This is a genomic window from Novosphingobium mississippiense (assembly GCF_044029535.1).
GTDB lineage: Bacteria > Pseudomonadota > Alphaproteobacteria > Sphingomonadales > Sphingomonadaceae > Novosphingobium.
Window position 1 is genome coordinate 2,931,476 of the sequence record NZ_CP147001.1, and the last position, 18,349, is coordinate 2,949,824.

The following is an 18,349-nucleotide window of genomic DNA, read 5'->3' on the forward strand; positions in this document are numbered from 1 at the left end:
CTTGAAATCTGGACGGGTTGAGCGCAGATGCTTGGCTTGATCGGATCGCGAGAGCGACGCAACCCACGATCAACGCTCGGGAGTTTCATGAAAACGCGCCGCTATCGCCTCTCTGTGACAGTCCTGTGGCAAATGTTGGCGTTGCTTCTGCTGCCCCTCGTCGCCCATGCGCAATCCGGGGCGACGCCGCACATCGCCGCCGAACTGGTCGCCGCCCCCGCCACGCCGGGCGGCGAGGCTACGGTGGCAATCCACATGACGCCCGAGAAGGGCTGGCACGGCTACTGGTCGAACCCTGGCGATGCCGGGCTGGGCATGCAGCTGGACTGGACGCTGCCCACCGGCGCGAAGGCGGGTACGCCGAAGTATCCCGTGCCGCAGACGCTGGTGGTGTCTGGCCTGATGAACCATGTGTTCGAACACGACTATGCCGTGCTGGTGCCAATCGCCCTGCCCGCCGACGCGAAACCGGGCAGCCGCCTGCCGATCCGCGTCGCCGCGCAATGGCTGGCCTGTACGGAGCAGATCTGCGTGCCCGAACAGGCCGATCTGGCGGTCGAAATCCCGGTCGTCGCCAAAGCCGCCGCGCCGGACGCGCGCTTTGCCGAATGGACGCGCCGCCTGCCCGCCCCGCTGGACGCCAGCGGCACGTTCTCGCTCGATGCCAAGGCGCTGCGTCTTGCCATTCCGCTGCCCGCAACCACCCCATTGGCATCTCCGCATCTCTTCATCGGCGAGGACAAGCTGGTGGACTATGCCGCCAACCAATCCTTCGCCTGGAACGGCGACAAGCTGATCGTCACCATCCCCCGCGCCAAGCTGGACGCGCGGGACGCGAGCACGCTGACCGGTGTGCTGCGGCTCGATAACGAGGGCAACGGCATCGCCTTCTCGGCCAAGCCCGGCACGGTGCCGGCCGGCGTCACGCCGCTGGCCACCGATGTCGCCCCCACATCTGCCCTGGCATCGCTGCCTCTGCTGCTGTTGGCGGCACTCGCAGGCGGGTTGTTGCTGAACGTCATGCCCTGCGTCTTCCCGATCCTTAGCCTCAAGGCGCTGAGCCTTGCCCGCGCGGGCGAGAGCGAGGCCCATGCCCGGATCGAGGGGCTGGCCTATACCGCCGGCGTCGTCGTCGCCTGCCTTGGCCTGGGCGGCGCGCTGCTGGCGTTGCGCGCGGGCGGAGAGGAAGTGGGCTGGGCCTTCCAGTTGCAGGAGCCGCTGGTCGTCGTCGCGCTGCTGCTGCTGGCCGCCGCGATCACTGCCAACCTGCTGGGCCTGTTCGAACTGACGGTTCCGGGCTTCGTCTCCGGCGGATCACCCTCCAGCTTCACGCGCGGCGCCTTCATCACCGGCCTGCTGGCCGCCTTCGTGGCGACGCCCTGCACCGGGCCTTTCATGGCGAGTGCGATGGGCGCGGCGCTGCTGCTGCCGGTGCTGCCGGCAATGGCGCTGTTCGCAACCTTGGGCATCGGCATTGCACTGCCGTTCCTGGCGATCGCCTTCATCCCGCCGCTGCGCCGACGCATGCCGCGCCCCGGTGCATGGATGGTCACGTTCCGCCGCTGGCTGGCCGTGCCGATGGGCCTGACCGCGCTGGCGCTGGCATGGCTGACCTGGAAGGTGGGCGGGCCGTGGTTCGCCGGTAGCGCCATTCTCGGCCTGGCCCTCGTGCTTGCCGCCCTGTTCGTGATGGGCCGCACCCAGCGCAAGGGTGGATCGGCGCGCCCGGCGGCAGCCATCGCCCTTGCCATTGCGGTCTTCGCACTGGTCGTGCTGCCGCAGCCGGTCGCGCCCGTCGCGGCCGCCGATTCCCTCCTTGGCGCCAAACCCTTCAGCGAGAAGGCGCTGGCCGATGCGCTGGCCGCCGGAAAGCCGGTCTTCGTCTGGATGACCGCGGACTGGTGCCTGTCCTGCAAGGTGAACGAGGAAGTCGCCATCGAACGCGCCGAGACCAAGGCCGCGTTCGACAAGGCCGGCGTCGTGGTCCTGCGCGGCGACTGGACGCGCCGCGATACGGATATCACCCGTTACCTCACCGCGCAGGGCGCGGCCGGGGTCCCGCTCTATGTCTGGTACGGGCGCAACGGCAAGTCCACGCAGCTGCCGCAAGTGCTGACGCCTAGCCTGCTGGTGAGCACCGCCAGCCAGTGAACCGAGCGCCCGATGCGGCGCAATCGCGCGCAGCTAGGGCCCTCACCGTATTGTCTACCAATTAAGTTGAGATAATATGCCGTCATTCAGGGACGTATTCCAAGTCGACCTGTGAAAACCGATCGAGGAATTCCGCCCATGTATCATGCCGCTATCGCTTTCCCCCCGGATCGAAGCGCACAGACTTGCCGCGCCCACCTTTCCCGCCCGCCATCCACGGCGTGGGCGGAGCATCACGCCATCCGCCCGGATGACGGCATCGACCTCGGCAGGCGCTATCCGCTGCTGGGCCTTGCGCTGGCTACGGGCGTTTCGGCGTTGTGCTGGGCGGGTCTTGCTGCCCTGGTGCTCTGACCGCGTCTTACCGGATCTCATGCCGGAGCAGCCCGGCAAACAGCACAGCGCAGACGACATGAACCGTCACCACCCCGGCCAGCCAACCGGGCAGCACCGCCGAAAGGTCGACATAACAAGAGACTGCGGCGACCAGCGAAGCGAATGGATATCCGTGCGACATGGACACCAAAGGCCTCAAACGCGGTTAATTCCGGTTTGAGGCCTCGGGTTTACACGTAGGTAAGGTTAAATTTTTCCACCCGCGAAGGCCTTGATCTCGGCAAGGCGGATGGCCTTGCCGCTCGTCGGCGTCATCGTCACGCGCAGGCGCTCCGCCGTCACCGGCGACCACGAGAGCCGCGTCACGCCATTGGCCAGCGGCGCGGCGGTGGGTGCCGCCACCTGCTGCCAATGGCCATCCACCCACGCCTCGACCACGACCTTGCGCGGTGCCGCGAACTTCGTGCCATCGGCGAAGAAGGCCAGTTCGATGCTGCCCAGCGTCACCGCCTTGCCGAAGTCCACCGCATACCACTGGTCCGTCTTGCCGGCGGCCGAATCCCAGCCATTGGGAAGCTCGGGATAGAACCAAGCGCGGCCGTCGATGGCGTCGTGCAAGTTCTCCGCCTCGCCGCCCGAAGAGGCCGATGCCTTGGGGAAATTGCCGCGCACCAGTTGCACGGCCAGATTGGTCTCGCGCGCGATCGGTGCATTGGCCTTGCGCGCCAGCGGCACTTCCACACGGCCAAGATCGTCGCGATGCGCCACTTCCGCGCCGTCCACGGAGACCGTCAGCCCCTTGCGACCATAACGCTTGCCGTCCGCGTCCCAAGTCACCGAAACTTCGTGTCCGTGATAGGGCACGCGCTCGACATGGAACCAGCCCAGCGCCTGCGCATCGTTCGTGGCCGGCAGCAGCGGGTTCACTTCCAGCACGTCGTCCGCGCGCGGGCGGATGCCAACGAGGCCGGTCATGATCAGATCGATGTAGCCCGAATGGAAATAGTGGTGGCTGCGGTCCAGCCCGACGATCGGCTTGCCGGTCTCCGGATCGTAGTCCTCCTCCAGATCCAGTCGCGTGCCCTGGTAGTGCAATTGCGTGTACTGGCGCAGCATCCGCATGTAATCGCTGCGGGTGACCGGACCGTGATCGTCATAGTGATCGAGCAGGTTGCCCATCGCCGCCAGAACTTGCGTCGTCTGGTAGGGCCAGATCGGCCCGTTCCACTGGCACTCACGCGCGTCGCCCAGATAGCGGTACTGACGCATGTAGTACTCGTACCCCTTCTCGACCGTGCGCATACCGGCCTTGCCAGCCAGCGCATTGGTATCGAGCAGGTGCGACCACGCCGAGGCGTACTGGCCATCATTCGGCACCAGGTCGAACATCCACGGCAGGTAGCCGACCAGTTCGCGACTGCGGATCGGATCCCAGTACTTCACGAACTCGTTGTTCACCTGATAGCGATCGGCGAAGTGGCCCAGCGCGGGGTTCCACAGATCCTGCAGCACATGCGCCTTCAGCGCCTCCGCCCGATCGGCATATTCCTGCGCCATCGCGGTGTCGCCGGCCAGTTCCGCCATCTTCGAGAGAGCGCGGGCATTGGCGAACATGTAGCTGTTGATCGAGGGGCGGAAGGAATCGCCACCCCGGAACCCGTCCTTGCCACCCGATGCGTCGATCGAGGAGACGGTGTACTCGGTCGCGTCCAGCAGCGGCTCCACGAAGTACAGCCCCTTGGAAAAGTCGAACTTCTCGTCCCACAGCCGGTAGACGTGGCGCATCGTCTTCAGGTGCGCGAGCAGCGCCTGCCTGTCACCATCGACGAGATAGCGGCCCCAGACCGAGTCCGCCATGTAATCGGTGAAGTGGCGGTCGTTGCCGCCCTCGTACATGAAGTTGACGTAATCGTCGGTGAAGCGGCGGTCGTTCAGCCAGCGCCCTTCGGCGATGTGAAAGCCGCTGGCGTCGTTGAGGCTGGCGAAAGGCTCTCGCTGCCAGCCCACATCGTCCGCGAATTCGGTGGTGATATAGCCCTGCGCGCCAAGGTCGCGCTGGTGTGCCCGGAACAGGCCCCAGCGGTAGTAGTAGACCGCATCGATCTTGGGGTCGGCGCTTTCGAAGAAGGGGATGCGCTGCTGATACCAGGCGGCATCGTTACCGAAGCGGGCCTTGGCGATCGCGGCGATATCAAGCTGCGGCGCGGTGTGTGCGGCGGCAGCAACAGACCGAGTGGAAACGGCGGCGGGCGGGCTGGCCGCCGTGGCAAGAAGCGCCGCGGTGGCAAGGACAGTCCGTAGATTTCCGCGCATCGTTACCCCTTTTGGTCTGGCGAGCGTCAGGCAGCAATGTTCCTGAAAAAGCAAGAGCGGCCGATCCCCGGGGTATGTTGGGAGAGGAATCCCCCGGGAACCGGCCGCCCGAAGCAACCCGCGACGCGGAATGGCGATGCGTCGCGGGTTGCCGGTATCAAATCAGAACTTGAAGCGTGCGCCGACCGCGAAGGTACGATCGATCAGCAGCGTGCTCGAGTTCATGGTCACCGGACCGCCGGCAGTGTCGTACTTGTAGTAGTTCTGCTGCTTCGACTTGGTCAGGTTCGTGCCATCGAAGGTCAGGCCGATATCCTTGGTGATGTTCCAGGTGATCTGCATGTCGAGGCTGTTCTCAGGCTTGCGCCACATGCCGATCGGGTTGGCGAATGCGCGGGCCTCGTTGTTGTTGAGGAAGCCCTTGCGCCACACGTACGACAGACGTGCACCGATCGGACCGCGCTCGTAAGCCAGCGTGGCGTTGTACGAGAACTTCGACACCGCGAAGAACGCCGACTTGGTCAGCACCGTGTTGCCGAGGCTGTCGGTCTCGGGGATCGTCTGTTCCGAATCCAGGATCGTCGCGCTGCCCTGGAAGCCCAGGCCGTTGAGGATGCTGGGCAGATAGGTCGGGAAGTAGGTCAGACCGATTTCCACGCCCTTCAGCACGCCGTCCGAAGCGTTGGTCGGGCGGGTAACCTGGAAGTAGTCGGTCGCGGTGCTGCCGACGATCGTGTTGTTCGGAATGTATTCCAGCGTGGTGAGCGGAACGACCAGACCCTTGATCTCCCGGCGGAAGCCCGTGACGTAGATCGCGCTGTTGCGTTCGAAGTACCATTCCAGCGCAAGGTCGTAGTTCTTCGAAGTGGTCGCCTTGAGGTTCGCGTTACCGGCAGAACCGGTGCCGAAGCCCAGACCCGACAGGTCGCCGGTCAGCGAAACGTTGGGGTTGAGGGCGTCGAATGCCGGACGGCGCAGGGTTTCACCGTAGTTGAAGCGCAGGCGCAGGTTCGGCGTGATTTCGTAGCGCGCCGTGAAGCTGGGCAGGAACTTCACCTGGCCGGTCGAAACGCCGGTCCGTGCATAACCGTTATAGCGATCGAAGTAATCGTAGTCGGTATCCACGGTGACGAGACGCACACCGCCCTCAACCATCAGCGGGCGACCGAAGATATCGATCTGACCGTCCGCCATCAGGTAGGCAGCCAGAGTGACTTCGTTGATATCGAACACGCGGCCGAACGACATCTGGTCGGACAGCAGCAGGTTCGGGTTGGTCGCCTGGTACATCGTGCGGATGGCGTCGGCGTTCTTGTACAGCGTCGGACCGTTGGCCAGCACCCAGCTGGTCGGCACGTCCGCCTGTCCATCGAAGAAGCCGCTGTTGGTGAAGGTATAGCCCTCACCCAGCGAAGCCAGCGAAGTACCGAGGCCCGCGGCGCTCTGTTCACGCACGAAAGTGCTGGCGCTGCGGTTGTCGTAACGGAAGCCCGCCTTGATGCGACGCAGGAAGCCTTCGTCCCAGTCGTAATGACCGTCGAGCTGGAAGGTCCAGGCGCTGCCCGTGCTCTTGTTGCCGTTGTCGAACAGATCGCCGATCGTCCAGGCATTGGCATCGGTCAGCACTTCAGGCGTGCTGAAGTTGTAGGACGGGATACCGCCGCCGGCGTTGAAGTCGACGTCGACGTCCAGCGGACCGCGGTTGGTGCGCATCGCGAAGAACGAGGTCTGGTTCTTGCTGTCCTGGTAGGTCAGGTCGGCGGTGATCTTGCCGCGATCGCCCACGTCCCAGTCCGCGTTCAGGGCGTAGACGTAGCTGTCGGTCTTGTTGGTCGCGTAGTCGGCGCTGTTGAAGCCGGCCACGGCGCCAACCTGGCGCGACTTGACGATGTTGGTGCCGTCGTAGAGTTCGAAGGTCGAGCCCGGATTGGCGCCCAGGTTGCCCCACCAGTCGACGTAGCTGAACATCATCGAGTTGAAGGTGCTGCCACGGAAGCCCGAGTAGTAGAACTCGGCGGTGTAGGTCGAACGGTCGTTCGGCGCCCACTGGAAGGCAGCGTTGATCGACGGGCGTTCACGCTTGCCGTACAGGTCGGAGCTGATCACCGCGTCGCGCGACAGGTAATAGGGCACTTCGACGCCGTCGATATTCAGCGTCGAACCCGGCGTGGTGGGCAGACCTGCGTTCAGGCCCGGCGTCCAGTACGGGTTGTTCGGATCGGTGTTCGGGAAAATGCGCTGCAGCGGCGTGAGCCAGGTGTCCGAAGGCGGATTTTCAGTGGCGAACGGCACCAGCGCGCCGGCCTGCACGTTCTGGTTGCGATACTTGGCGCGCGTGTAGCTGCCGTTGATCAGGAAGCCCATCTCGCCGATGCCGGTTTCCCAGCGGTCGCTGACCAGCAGTGCCACGTTCGGATTGAACTTGTCCGCCAGCTCGCTGTAGACGCCGCGGGCAAGGCCGGAAATGGTGAAGCCGTCGAAGTCGAACGGACGACGCGTGGCGACGTCGATCTGGCCAGCAAGGCCGAATTCCAGCTGGTCGGCGGAACGCGTCTTGTAGACGTCGATCTTCTTCACGAGGTTCGCCGAAACGTCCTGCAGCGCGAACGAGGTACCCGCTGCGGTGAAGATGTTGCGACCGTTCCAGGTGGTGACAGGATCGGACAGACCGCGAATCGTGATGGTGGCGGTTTCGCCGCCGGCGCGGTCGGTCACCTGAACGCCGGTAACGCGCTGGAGCGCTTCGACAACGTTGTTGTCCGGCAGCTTGCCCACGTCTTCGGCGACGACGGAGTCGACGATCTGGATGTTGTTCTTGCGGCTGTTGATGGCGCCGACGATCGAGGCGCGGACGCCGGTGACGATGATGTCTTCAGCGTTGGGCGCGGCAGCATCGTCAGCGGTGGCCTGCGGGGCAGCATCCTGTGCCTGAGCGACGCTGGCGAGGCCAAGCGCGAGAACGGATGCCGTGCAGAAAGCAAATGGCTTAAGCGCCATGGATCAACCCTCCCATGTGGGGCTGGCCCATACCATGCCCCTTCCGATTACTCAGACTAATTATTAGTCGGACTAATCGGGCGCAAGCAGAAAAGCGGTCATGCTGTAAAAAAGCTGAAACAAGTGTGGCACAATGGCCGCAGGCGGCCCCTGCAGCGGCAACATTCGCTTGCCGCGTGCAGGGGATTGTCCGACTTTTATCTGATCAATCTGCCTTCCAGGCGCTGGCGGCATCCTTGCCGGGGGCAAGGTGAAGGCCTTCGGGAACGCTGGTCAGCGCCTTTGCCGAATCCGTTGCCGAGACGAATCGCACCGCGCCGCCACCGGCATCGGTGCGACGGAACTTCTCCGCGCCGGGCTGGGCGCCGGTCGCCTTGATCGGGGCGATGGCGACCGAACCGTCGGACTTGGCGACAAGGCACTGGTCGCGCAGCAGGATCGGCGAGAGCATCACGGTGCCGTCGCCCGCATCCAGCGAGCGGAACTGGGTCTGCGCCAGCGGCACCTTCGCGCCGGTGGTCGCAGCATCCTGGTGCGCCATGTAGGTGCCCGGGCGGGCGACCGAGATGAAACGTTCCGGCAGCGGGCCGTTGCCCACCGGCACGCCGAAATCGGGCGCACCCTTCTCGTCGAAGTAGAGGCGCTGCACGCGGGCGTGGCGGTCCGGGTTGAGCAGCGGGTCGCCTTCGATCTTCTCGTAGTCGCGGCCGTGGTAGACCAGCAGGTCGCGCCCCTTCTCGTCCACCGTGAAGCTGTTGTGGCCCGGGCCGTAGACCGAGGTTGCGACGTTAGTGGTGAAGACCGGCTTCTGCGACTTGGTCCAGGCGTGCGGATCCATGAGGTCCCCGTCGGCATCGGCGCTGAGCAGGCCCATGCAATAGACCGCGCCGGTGCCGCTGGCCGAATAGGTCATCAGCACCTTTCCGTTGCGGACGATCACCGAGGGGCCTTCGGCAACCTTGTACTGCTGGATTTCCCAGTCCAGCGTCGGCACCGTCAGGCGGATCGCCTTGGCCGCCGGGGTCAGCGCGTCCTTCATCGGCGCGAGATAGAGGTTCGAATTGGTCTCGATCCCCGGTTCGCGCTGGGCCCAGGCCATGTAGCGCACACCCTTGTGGTGGAACGAGGTCGAAATCGAGGTTAAAGCTGTCCCACGGCGTCTTCAGTTCGCCCAGCACGGTCCACTTGCCGGCCATCGGATCCTGCCCATCGCAGACCACGGCATACGTGCGGATGCGGAACACATCGGCTCCGCCGCCGCTCGGACCGGCCGCGAAGTAGACGATCCAGCGGCCATCGACGTAGTGCAGTTCGGGCGCCCAGAGGAAGCCGGACATCGGGCCGGTCTTCTCATGGCGCCACAGCACGCGTTCCTCGGCATCGGCGAGACCGGCGACCGTCTTCGAGCGGCGCAGGACCAGGCGATCGTACTCCGGCACCGAGCCGGTCATGTAGTACCAGCCGTCGTCCGCCCGCAGGACGTAAGGGTCGGCGCGCTGCTTCACCAGCGGATTGATCGGGGTCGGCGCAGCAGCCTGATCGGCGGCTTCCGAGGTGGCGTCGCCAGTGACCTTGCCCGCCTTCGAGCAGGCGATCGGCAGCAGCGCGGCCGAAGCGGCGAAAGCGCGGCGTGACATGGAAAAGTTCATGGTGTCCTCTCCAGAGTTATCGTTGGGGGTATTGGCTCATTCCCGGATCGCGCCGGGGAAAAGGACACCCCGGCCCGAAAGCCGGGGTGTCAGCTGGTGGGTCTCAGTATTGCGCCACGGGCCAGCCATCGGCGCCCCAGACGATCGGCGCGATGCGCAGCGTCGGGCGGCCTTCGGCAGTCTTGTCGTAGGCGTGGTAGGCCAGGTAGGTCGTGCCGTCCTTGTCGGTGAAGGCGCCCGCGTGGCCGGGGCCGCGGAAGCGCTGCTTCTCCTCCAGATCGGCGCGCAGCAGGATCGTGCCGCCGCCCTGCATCATGTCGCTGCCGTCCTTGCCCTTGTAGGGCCCGGTGATCTTCTTCGATCGCGAGACGACGGTGTAATAGGTGCTGTTCACGCCCTTGCAGCAATAGTCGTAGGACGCGATCAGGTAGAACCAGCCACCATGCGGGATGATGAACGGCGCCTCGATCGGGGCCGGTCCGCCGGCGGGCGCCGGGCGGCGGGCGATCGAATAGGGTTCGGTGCCCGGGGCAACCTTGCCGGTCTTCGGATCGAGCGGGAACAACTTGATCCCGCTCCAGAAACTGCCGAGCGTGAGCCACTGGCGGCCCTGATCGTCCTGAACGAAGTTGGGATCGATGGCGTTGAAGTCATCGTCATGCGTGGACATGACGACCAGGCCCTGATCCTTCCAGCCATAACCCTTGGCCTTGGGATCGAGCGTCTTGCTCGTCGCCAGGCCGATCGCCGAACGGTTCGAGCCGAACGTGGAGACCGAATAGTAGAGCCGATATTCGCCGTTCACATAGGAAATGTCCGGCGCCCAGATGCCCTCGGTGCCCGGCACGGCCTGCTTGGCCCAGGCCGGAATCTCGGCAAAGACCGCACCGGCGTCAGTCCAGTGCTTCAGGTCCTTCGAGGTCTTGATGCCGACATAGCGGCCCACGGTCGAGAAGACGTAGTAGGTGTCGCCCTCGCGGGTGATGACCGGATCGTGGACCACGAGGTCGCCGGTCATCTGCGAGTTCAGCGTCGGCCCGCCATCGGTCTGCTGGGCGCCGACGCTGCCGGTCAACCCCAATGCTGCGAGACCGAGCAGAAGCGAAAACTTGCGGATCATGATCAGCCTCCCGCCGCGTTCCATGCGGCGATCAGTTCGGCCGCCTTGGCGCCGACCGTCGCGGCATCGAAGCCGGGTTTGTAGAGGCTGCCGCCCACGCCGATGCCATAGACGCCGGCCGCGCGATATTCCGCGACATTGGCGGCGCCCACGCCGCCCACGGCCCAGACGCGGCTATGCTTGGGCAGAACTTCGCGGATCGCCTTGATGTAGCTGCTGCCCAGCACCGAGCCGGGAAACAGCTTCAGGTCGCTGGCGCCGGCCGCCACGGCCGCGAAAGCCTCGGTCGGCGTCAGGAAGCCGGGAAGCACGTCCATGCCGAGGTCGATCGAGCGCTTGATGACGGTCGGATCGACATTGGGCGAAACCATGAAAGTACCGCCGACGCCGGCCAGCGTCTCGGCCAGATCGGTGCCGATCACGGTGCCGCCGCCGATGGCCGCGCGGTCGCCCAGCGCCTGAACCATGGCGCCGATCGAGCCCGCCGGATCGGGCGAGTTGAACGGCACTTCGATGATGCGCACGCCGGCTTCGACCAGCGCTTCGCCGATCGCGACCGCCTCATGGGTCTGGATGCCGCGCAGGATCGCCACGACGGGAGCATGGCCTGCGGCCAGAACCTCTTCGATCTTCATGCCTTCTGTCCTTTCGCGATGGCAAGCCCGGCGAGGACCGCCGCATCGCCATCGATCTTGCGCGAGGTGCAGCCACGGGCCGCCAGCGCGCGATCATAAAGCGCGGAAAGCGCCGGATCGCCGATCAGCACGACCGAGATGCCTTCCGGCACTTGGGCGGCGACTTCGCCGCCGATCAGCAGGCCGGAGATATACCCGCGCGACCAGTCTTTCGAGCGTCCGTCGAGCATGCGCGCGGCGCGCGCCTCGAACAGCGCCCCGGTCAGCGGTTCCTCGCACCGGTCGAGGCCGCGCGCGAAACCGTCGTCAAAGCTGCCCTGCCCCGGCGTGTCCGGTCCAGTCAGCGTCGACTGGCCCGCCAGCAGTGCAAACAGTTCGCCGGTCGGATGGGTACGGAAGCCGACGATCGTGCCGTTCACCACCGAGACCCACTTGCAGTGGGTTCCGGGCAGCGCGATCAGATGCTCGCCCACCGCCAGTTCGGGATGGAGCGCGAGGGCGCCGAAGACTTGCGCCTCCTCGCCCCGCATCACTTCCGGCACGCCTTCGGAATCCTTGCAGCTCAGCCCCGGCAGCACCGAGACCGGGGTGCCGGCGACTTCCAGCCGCGTGCGCGAGGACAACCACTGGGCAGCGTCCGCCGGGCAGGCTGCATAGCCTGCCGCGACGAGCGCGCCCGGCGCACCGGCCATGCCGCAAAGCACGACTTCGGACAGCGGGCCTTCCGCCTTCCAGACGTCCAGCCGTTCGGCCAGCGCGTCCCTGGCATTGCCGGCGAGCGCGCCCGGCCCATCGAGCCGGGCATCGACATCACCGCCATCAGGCCCATTGGCCATGCGGAACAACCGCAGGCGCGTCGTGCCCCAATCGCCCAAGACAAAACGGGGCACGTGCGTCACGCTCATTGCAGTTCGAGCACCACGACCGACTTGGCCGGCAGGGTGACGACAAGGTTGCCGCCCTGCACCACGGCGCCCGAGAACGCTTCGGGCTTCACCACGCTGGGTGCGTCGAAAGTGTTGTGCGAGTTGATCGCCGGCGCCGTCAGGATCTTGCCCGAGACCGCCCCTGCCGACACGCCGTCCAGCTTGATCGTGACGGTGTTCGACTGGTTGGGATCGAGGTTCGACAGACCGACATGGATCTTGCCGTCCTTGCCCTTCACGGCCGAACCGCTGACGGCCGGCATCGTGAACTCGTCCTTAGCATACCACGGCGACTTGATCTGGATCGGCAGCACCGTGGCATCCTGCCACGGCTTGTACATGTCGAAGACCCAGTAGGTCGGCGTCAGCACCATCTTGTTGCCATCGGTGAAGATCATCGCCTGCAGCACGTTCACCATCTGGGCGATGGCGGTCATGCGCACGCGGTCTGCATGCTTGGCGAAGATGTCCAGGTGGACCGAGGCGATCAGCGCATCGCGCAGGGTGTTCTGCTGGCGCAGGAAGCCCGGGTGCGTGCCCGGATCCTGGGCGTACCAGGCACCCCATTCGTCGACCGCGAGGAAGACCTTCTTCTCGGGATCGTACTTGTCCATGATCGCCGAGTGCTTGGTGATCAGCTCGTCCATGTGGCGTGCGCCGTTCAGCGCATCGGCCCAGCCATGCTCGTCGAAATCGACGGCGGGCGCACGCGGCGGCCAGCCACCGGCGGGGTGGACGTAGTAGTGGAGCGAGAGGCCGTCGACGTTGCCGCCGGCAACGCGCATCATCGTCTCGGTCCAGTTGTAGTCGTCTACGTTCGCGCCGGAGGCGACCTTGATGATCTTGGTGCCGGCCGGGGCCTTCACGAACGTCGCATAGCGGCGCGTTTCGTCGGCGGCGAACTCGGGCCGCATGTTGCCACCGCAACCCCACAGCTCGTTGCCGACGCCGAAGTAGGCGACCTTCCACGGTTCCTTGTGGCCGTTGCGCGCGCGCTCATCGGCCAGCGAACCGGCAGGCGCGGTCATGTATTCGACCCATTCGGCCATTTCGCGCGGGGTGCCGTCGCCGACGTTGCCGGCGATGTACGCTTCCGCACCGACCTGGCGGAGCAGTTCGAAGAATTCGTGCGTACCCACCGCGTTGGGCTCGGTCACGCCGCCCCAGTGGGTGTTGACCTTGACCGGGCGCTTGTTCGGCGCGCCGATGCCTTCACGCCAATGGTATTCGTCGGCGAAGCAGCCGCCGGGCCAGCGGATCACCGGCACCTGCAGTTCGCGCAGCGCGGTCACCACGTCGTTGCGGAAGCCGTTGGTGTTCGGAATCTTGCTGTTCTTGCCGACCCACAGGCCGCCGTAGATCCCCGTGCCGAGGTGTTCGGCGAACTGGGTGAACACTTCCTTGTGGTAGACCGGGCCGGGCTTGTCCGCCTCGATCGTGGCGGTGGTCGGCTGGCCGTTGGTATCGGCGTGGGCCACCGTCGAAACCGTGCCTGCGAGCGCAGTGGCGCTCAGCAGGACGGCGGCGGTGGTGCGGCGAATCGCCTTCAACATTTCTTGTCCTCTCCCGGAGATATCAGTCGTGGAATTCTTCGACGGCCTCGCGCTTGCCGCGCAGGAATGCGTCGGCAACGAGGCGCAGCGGCGCGATGTCCACATCGCTGCGGCCGCCACGGATCAGGTTGGCAAAGCGCGCGTAGAGGCCAGGATATTCCATGTCCTCGGCATGCTCGGTACCGGTCGGCAGGGTGAGCACGGCGCCGCCGTTGGCCAGCTTCAGCGTGCCGGCGTCGGTCTCCACCACGATGTCCCACGACTGCGGGCCGGTCTGGCGCCAGTCGAGGTCCATGTGGATTTCGGCCCCGGCGGTATCGCGGAATTCGATATCGGCGGCGATCGGCGCGGCGCGGTTGGCCGGCAGGCTGAGCGTCGCTTCCTTCAGGAAGAACGGACGCGGCAGGATGTGGGTGGCGATCGAAAGGGCGTTGATGCCCGGATCGAACACGCCAAGGCCACCCGGCTCCCAGATCCAGTCCTGACCCGGATGCCAGACGCGCACGTCCTCGCGCCAGACGATCTTGGCGCTGTGGATGGTACGCTCGGCCAGCCAGGCGCGGGCCGGGGCTACGCCTGCGGCGTAGCGCGAGTGCCACGAGGCGAACAGCGTCGCCCCCACCTTCTCGGCGCGGCTTTCCAGCGCGGCCACTTCGGCCAGCGTGGCGCCCGGCGGCTTTTCGAGGAACACGTGCATGCCCTTCGCCAGCGCCTGTGCGGCCAGATCGTAACGGACCTGCGGCGGGGTGCAGAGCGCCACCGCGTCGATCGCCGGACCGTTCTCGATCAGGTCATCCAGGTTGCTGAAGTGCGGGATGCCTTCCGGGCCGCGATGGTGCGGGCTGACCGTGGCACCCAGGCTGAAGTTCGGGTTGCCTTCGATCGCGGGAATGTGCTGGTCGCGGGCGATCTTGCCCACGCCAACGATGGCAATACGGATCGGATCCATCGCTCAGAGCGCCTTCACGGTCGTCGTCGCCGCGGCCGGGGCGGCAGCGCGGGCCAGCGGGTTGGCCACCGGCAGCGTGAACGGCGCGGCCGAGATCTCGAACACATCGCCTTCCTGCGTGGTCACGCCGTCGCTGAACGAGAGCGTGGCGGTCCCGAAGAAGTGGACGTGCACGTCGCCGGCGCGGCGGAACAGGTCGTACTTGAAGTGGTGGTGCTCAAGGTTCGCGAACGTGTGCGACATGTTCGCCTCGCCCGAGAGGAAGGGCTTTTCCCAGATCGTTTCGCCATTGCGCACGATCTTGCTGGTGCCTTCGATCTTCTCCGGCGGGGTGCCGAGCAGCAGTTCCGGGCCGAGGGCGGCCTGACGCAGCTTCGAGTGGGCGAGCCAGAGGTAGTTGTGACGTTCGGTCACGTGGTCCGAGAACTCGTTGGCGAGCGCAAGGCCGAGACGGTAGACGTTGCCATCTTCACCGACGAGGTAGATGCCGGCCAGTTCGGGCTCTTCGCCGCCGTCCTTGGCGAAAGCAGGCATGGTCAGCGCTTCGCCGGGGCCGACCAGCAGCTGGCCGTCGCCCTTGTAGAACCATTCCGGCTGCTGGCCTTCGGTGCCGGCGGCGGGCTTGCCGCCCTCAAGGCCCTCAAGGAACATGCGCATGGAATCGGTAACGTGCTCACCCGAGGCGGCAGCGGCGTGCATCTTGTTGCGGCCTTCGGCCGAACCCAGGTGCGTCAGGCCGGTGCCGGTCATCAGCAGGTGGGCGGAATCGTCATGGTCGATCGGCGCGAGCAGCGTGCCCGCTGCGAATTCGGCCGCGATGTCGACTGCTTCGCCAAGCCCGGCAGCCTTGGCGGCATCGGCCAGCGTCACGCCTGCGGCGATGGCGCGCAGCGCGAGTTCGCGGGTGGTGGTGACGCCCTGAAGGAAGTGGGCGGCATCGCCCTCGGCAAGGATGACGGAACGCACGCCATCGGGCGCGCGATGCTGGAGCAGGCGAAGGTAGGTCATGGAGATCTCTCCCGGGGGGGCTTCTAAGCCCTATCCGCGGCGCGCCTTCTTGGGGGAGCGCGCCGCGGCAGTTGGGTTGGACTGATTAGAGGGTAAGCGTGCCGTCGATCAGGCGGGGGGCGCCGTCACCGAAAGCTGCGTCGCGCAGTTCTGCGGGGAGCAGACCCTGAGCGAAGTTCTGGTAGCTGACCGGACGCAGGAAGCGGTCGATCGCCATGCTGCCGACCGACGTGGTGCGCGGGTCGGAGGTCGAGGGGAACGGGCCGCCGTGCACCATCGCGTGGCACACTTCGACGCCGGTCGGCCAACCGTTGACGAGGATGCGGCCGACGCGGCGCTCCAGCACCGGCAGCAGGCGCGAAGCGGCGGCTTCGTCGGCGGCGTCCATGTGCAGGGTGGCGGTCAGCTGGCCTTCCAGGCCTTCCAGCAGGCTGGCGAGTTCGGCTTCGTCCTTGCAGCGCACGACGATCGACGCAGCGCCGAACACTTCGTGGCCGATCGCCTTGTCCGCCAGGAACTGCGCGGCCGAGGTCTGGAACAGGATCGCACCGCCGGTGGTCTTGCTGCCCTCTTCGCCCTTGGCGATGGTCTCGACGCCGGCATTGCCTTCAAGCGCTTCCACGCCCTTGGCATAAGCGGCGGCGATGCCGGTGGTCAGCATGGTCTGCGGCTTGGCTTCCGACACGCCACCGGTGGCGGCAGCGACGAACGCGTCCAGGCCTTCACCCTCGACGGCCAGGATCAGGCCGGGGTTGGTGCAGAACTGGCCGGCGCCCATCGTCAGCGAACCGACGAACGCGGTGCCGAGGGCTTCGCCACGGGCCTTCAGCGCTTCGGGAAGCAGCACGACCGGGTTGATGCTCGACATTTCGGCATAGACCGGGATCGGCACTTCGCGGGCCTGTGCCAGCTTGGCGAGGGCGAGACCGCCACCGCGCGAACCGGTGAAGCCAACCGCCATGATGCGCGGATCCTGCACGAGCGCGGCGCCGAGTTCGTTCGACGGGCCGACCAGGTGCTGGAACACGCCTTCGGGAAGGCCGGCGTCCTTGACCGCTTTGGCGATCGCGGCGGCAATCAGGCTGCCGGTGATCGGGTGGGCCGGGTGACCCTTGACCACGACCGGGCAACCGGCGGCCAGCGCCGAAGCGGTGTCACCACCAGCGGTCGAGAAGGCGAGCGGGAAGTTGGAGGCGCCGAACACGGCAACCGGACCAACCGGGATCATGCGCAGACGAAGGTCGGGACGGGGCAGCGGGGCGCGATCCGGCAGGGCGGGATCGATGCGCAGCTGCTGCCACTGGCCCTTGCGGACGACGTCGGCAAACATGCGCAGCTGGCCCATGGTGCGGCCACGCTCGCCCTCGCCACGTGCACGCGGCAGGCCGCTCTCAGCCATGTAGGCTTCGATCAGCGGCTCGCCGATGGCGAGGATCTCGTCCGCGATTCGCTCCAGGAACGCAGCGCGGGTTTCACGGTCGGTGGCGCGATAGGTATCGAAGGCCGCGGCGGCTGCGGCGCAGGCTGCGGCCACATCGGCCGTGCCGTTCACGGCCAGCGGTTCGCCCTGGGGCTCGCCGGTTGCGGCCACGATGGAACGGAATTCGGTCATTTGGGGTCTCCCTATTTACTCCGACATATTCCGAGCGCACAGGAAACGCAATGTTTGTCGTTCCTTCGCGCTGAAAGGGCTGTTAGGTTCCTTTCGGGAGGTGCCAATAACAGTGTCAGAAGCCAATTTCGTGAACGATGAAGAAAGTGCAAGGCCGGCCGACGAAGCCCGGGGTCCGGGCCGCCGCCTGCACGGTGCAATCGCCCATAAACTGGGAACGGCCATCTTGTCCGGCAAATATGCGCCTGGAGACATTCTTTCTGGTGAAGTTGCCTTCGCCGAGGAACTCCAGGTCTCGCGCAGCGCCTATCGGGAAGCCATTCAGGTGCTGACCGCGAAGGGTCTTGTGGCAAGCCGCCCCAAGGCCGGAACGCGCGTTCTGCCGCGCGATCGCTGGAACCTGCTGGACCCCGAAGTGCTCGGCTGGGCCTTCGCGGGGGAGCCGGACATCGAATTCGTGCGCAGCCTGTTCGAACTGCGCGCCATCGTCGAGCCCGCCGCCGCGCGCCTTGCCGCACAGCGCCGCGACAAGAACGACCTGAAGGCGATGAAGGATGCGCTGGCGGCGATGCGCCGGCACACCCTCACCACCGAAGCGGGTCGGGCCGCGGACCGCGATTTCCACAATGCGATTCTCCAGGCGACGCGCAACGATGCGCTGCTGGTGCTCAGCGCCTCGATCGGAGCGGCGGTGAACTGGACCACCCAGTTCAAGCAGCGCGCCCGCGCCCTGCCCCGCAACCCGATCCCCGACCACGTACGCGTCTACGACGCCATCGCGACCGGCGACGCGGCCGGCGCGGCGGAAGCGATGAACGTGCTGGTCGATCTGGCGCTGGAGGATACGCGCAGCGCCATGGTGCAGCCGGCTGAGGGGGAGTAAGTCTTCGGCCGATCTGTCGGCGCGGCGGCATCACTGCCGCACAACCCAAGGCCCAAGGCTCCAACACCGAGATAGCCAAACACATCTCGTCATCCCCGCGCAGGCGGGGATCCCGCTTGTTCTTCTTGCAGCAAGGCAAAAGGAAGCGGGGCCCCCGCCTTCGCGGGGGCGACGAGGTGCTTTTGCCTAGGTAGGGCGAGACAAGATCCGCTCCCAA

Annotated in this window: 13 protein-coding genes and 1 pseudogene; 3 read left to right on the forward strand and 11 right to left on the reverse strand. The window is 66.0% G+C overall.

What is annotated here, in order from left to right; genetic code table 11:
• The first annotated feature begins 87 nt into the window (after positions 1–87).
• Together WBP06_RS13915 and WBP06_RS13920 are read left to right on the forward strand one after the other, a co-directional pair.
• On the forward strand, positions 88–2,151 hold the full coding sequence (locus WBP06_RS13915) for a protein-disulfide reductase DsbD family protein (RefSeq protein ID WP_395328854.1): 2,064 nt from the start codon (positions 88–90) through the stop codon (positions 2,149–2,151).
• Between the two features lie 138 nt (positions 2,152–2,289).
• A complete protein-coding gene (locus tag WBP06_RS13920) occupies positions 2,290–2,505 on the forward strand; it encodes a hypothetical protein (RefSeq protein ID WP_395328857.1) in 216 nt (71 codons plus the stop codon).
• Positions 2,506–2,512: 7 nt separating this feature from the next.
• Here the strand turns inward: WBP06_RS13920 and WBP06_RS13925 are convergent, their stop codons facing one another.
• The 11 genes and pseudogenes from WBP06_RS13925 to WBP06_RS13975 all read right to left on the reverse strand — a co-directional run bounded on the left by WBP06_RS13925 (position 2,513) and on the right by WBP06_RS13975 (position 17,249).
• A complete protein-coding gene (locus WBP06_RS13925) occupies positions 2,513–2,668 on the reverse strand; it encodes a hypothetical protein (protein WP_395328860.1) in 156 nt (51 codons plus the stop codon).
• Positions 2,669–2,733: 65 nt separating this feature from the next.
• On the reverse strand, positions 2,734–4,800 hold the full coding sequence (locus WBP06_RS13930) for an MGH1-like glycoside hydrolase domain-containing protein (protein ID WP_395328862.1): 2,067 nt from the start codon (positions 4,798–4,800) through the stop codon (positions 2,734–2,736).
• A 162-nt stretch (positions 4,801–4,962) separates the two neighbouring features.
• Positions 4,963–7,797: a TonB-dependent receptor gene (locus WBP06_RS13935; RefSeq protein WP_395328865.1), complete on the reverse strand. Its 2,835-nt coding sequence runs from the start codon at positions 7,795–7,797 to the stop codon at positions 4,963–4,965.
• 205 nt (positions 7,798–8,002) lie between these two features.
• Positions 8,003–9,446: pseudogene (locus tag WBP06_RS13940) on the reverse strand (family 43 glycosylhydrolase).
• A 103-nt stretch (positions 9,447–9,549) separates the two neighbouring features.
• A complete protein-coding gene (locus tag WBP06_RS13945) occupies positions 9,550–10,566 on the reverse strand; it encodes an arabinan endo-1,5-alpha-L-arabinosidase (RefSeq protein WP_395328868.1) in 1,017 nt (338 codons plus the stop codon).
• A 2-nt stretch (positions 10,567–10,568) separates the two neighbouring features.
• Complete coding sequence (locus tag WBP06_RS13950) at positions 10,569–11,201, reverse strand: 2-dehydro-3-deoxy-6-phosphogalactonate aldolase (RefSeq protein ID WP_395328870.1); 633 nt, start codon at positions 11,199–11,201, stop codon at positions 10,569–10,571.
• Positions 11,198–12,091, reverse strand: coding sequence for a 2-dehydro-3-deoxygalactonokinase (locus WBP06_RS13955; protein ID WP_395328873.1), 894 nt, complete (start codon positions 12,089–12,091; stop codon positions 11,198–11,200). The genes WBP06_RS13950 and WBP06_RS13955 overlap by 4 nt, the downstream gene beginning before the upstream one ends.
• An 11-nt stretch (positions 12,092–12,102) precedes the next feature.
• Positions 12,103–13,680 carry an alpha-N-arabinofuranosidase gene (locus tag WBP06_RS13960; protein WP_395328876.1) on the reverse strand — a complete coding sequence of 526 codons (1,578 nt, stop codon included), beginning with the start codon at positions 13,678–13,680 and terminating at the stop codon, positions 12,103–12,105.
• 22 nt (positions 13,681–13,702) lie between these two features.
• Positions 13,703–14,629, reverse strand: a complete 927-nt coding sequence (locus tag WBP06_RS13965) for a Gfo/Idh/MocA family protein (RefSeq protein WP_395328878.1) — start codon at positions 14,627–14,629, stop codon at positions 13,703–13,705.
• A gap of 3 nt (positions 14,630–14,632) precedes the next feature.
• On the reverse strand, positions 14,633–15,637 hold the full coding sequence (gene araD1 / locus WBP06_RS13970) for an AraD1 family protein (protein ID WP_395328880.1): 1,005 nt from the start codon (positions 15,635–15,637) through the stop codon (positions 14,633–14,635).
• Positions 15,638–15,722: 85 nt separating this feature from the next.
• On the reverse strand, positions 15,723–17,249 hold the full coding sequence (locus WBP06_RS13975) for an aldehyde dehydrogenase (NADP(+)) (protein WP_395328883.1): 1,527 nt from the start codon (positions 17,247–17,249) through the stop codon (positions 15,723–15,725).
• A 130-nt stretch (positions 17,250–17,379) separates the two neighbouring features.
• On the opposite strand from WBP06_RS13975, the gene WBP06_RS13980 reads away from it, so the two are divergent.
• On the forward strand, positions 17,380–18,132 hold the full coding sequence (locus tag WBP06_RS13980; protein ID WP_395328886.1) for a FadR/GntR family transcriptional regulator: 753 nt from the start codon (positions 17,380–17,382) through the stop codon (positions 18,130–18,132).
• Positions 18,133–18,349: the final 217 nt, after the last annotated feature.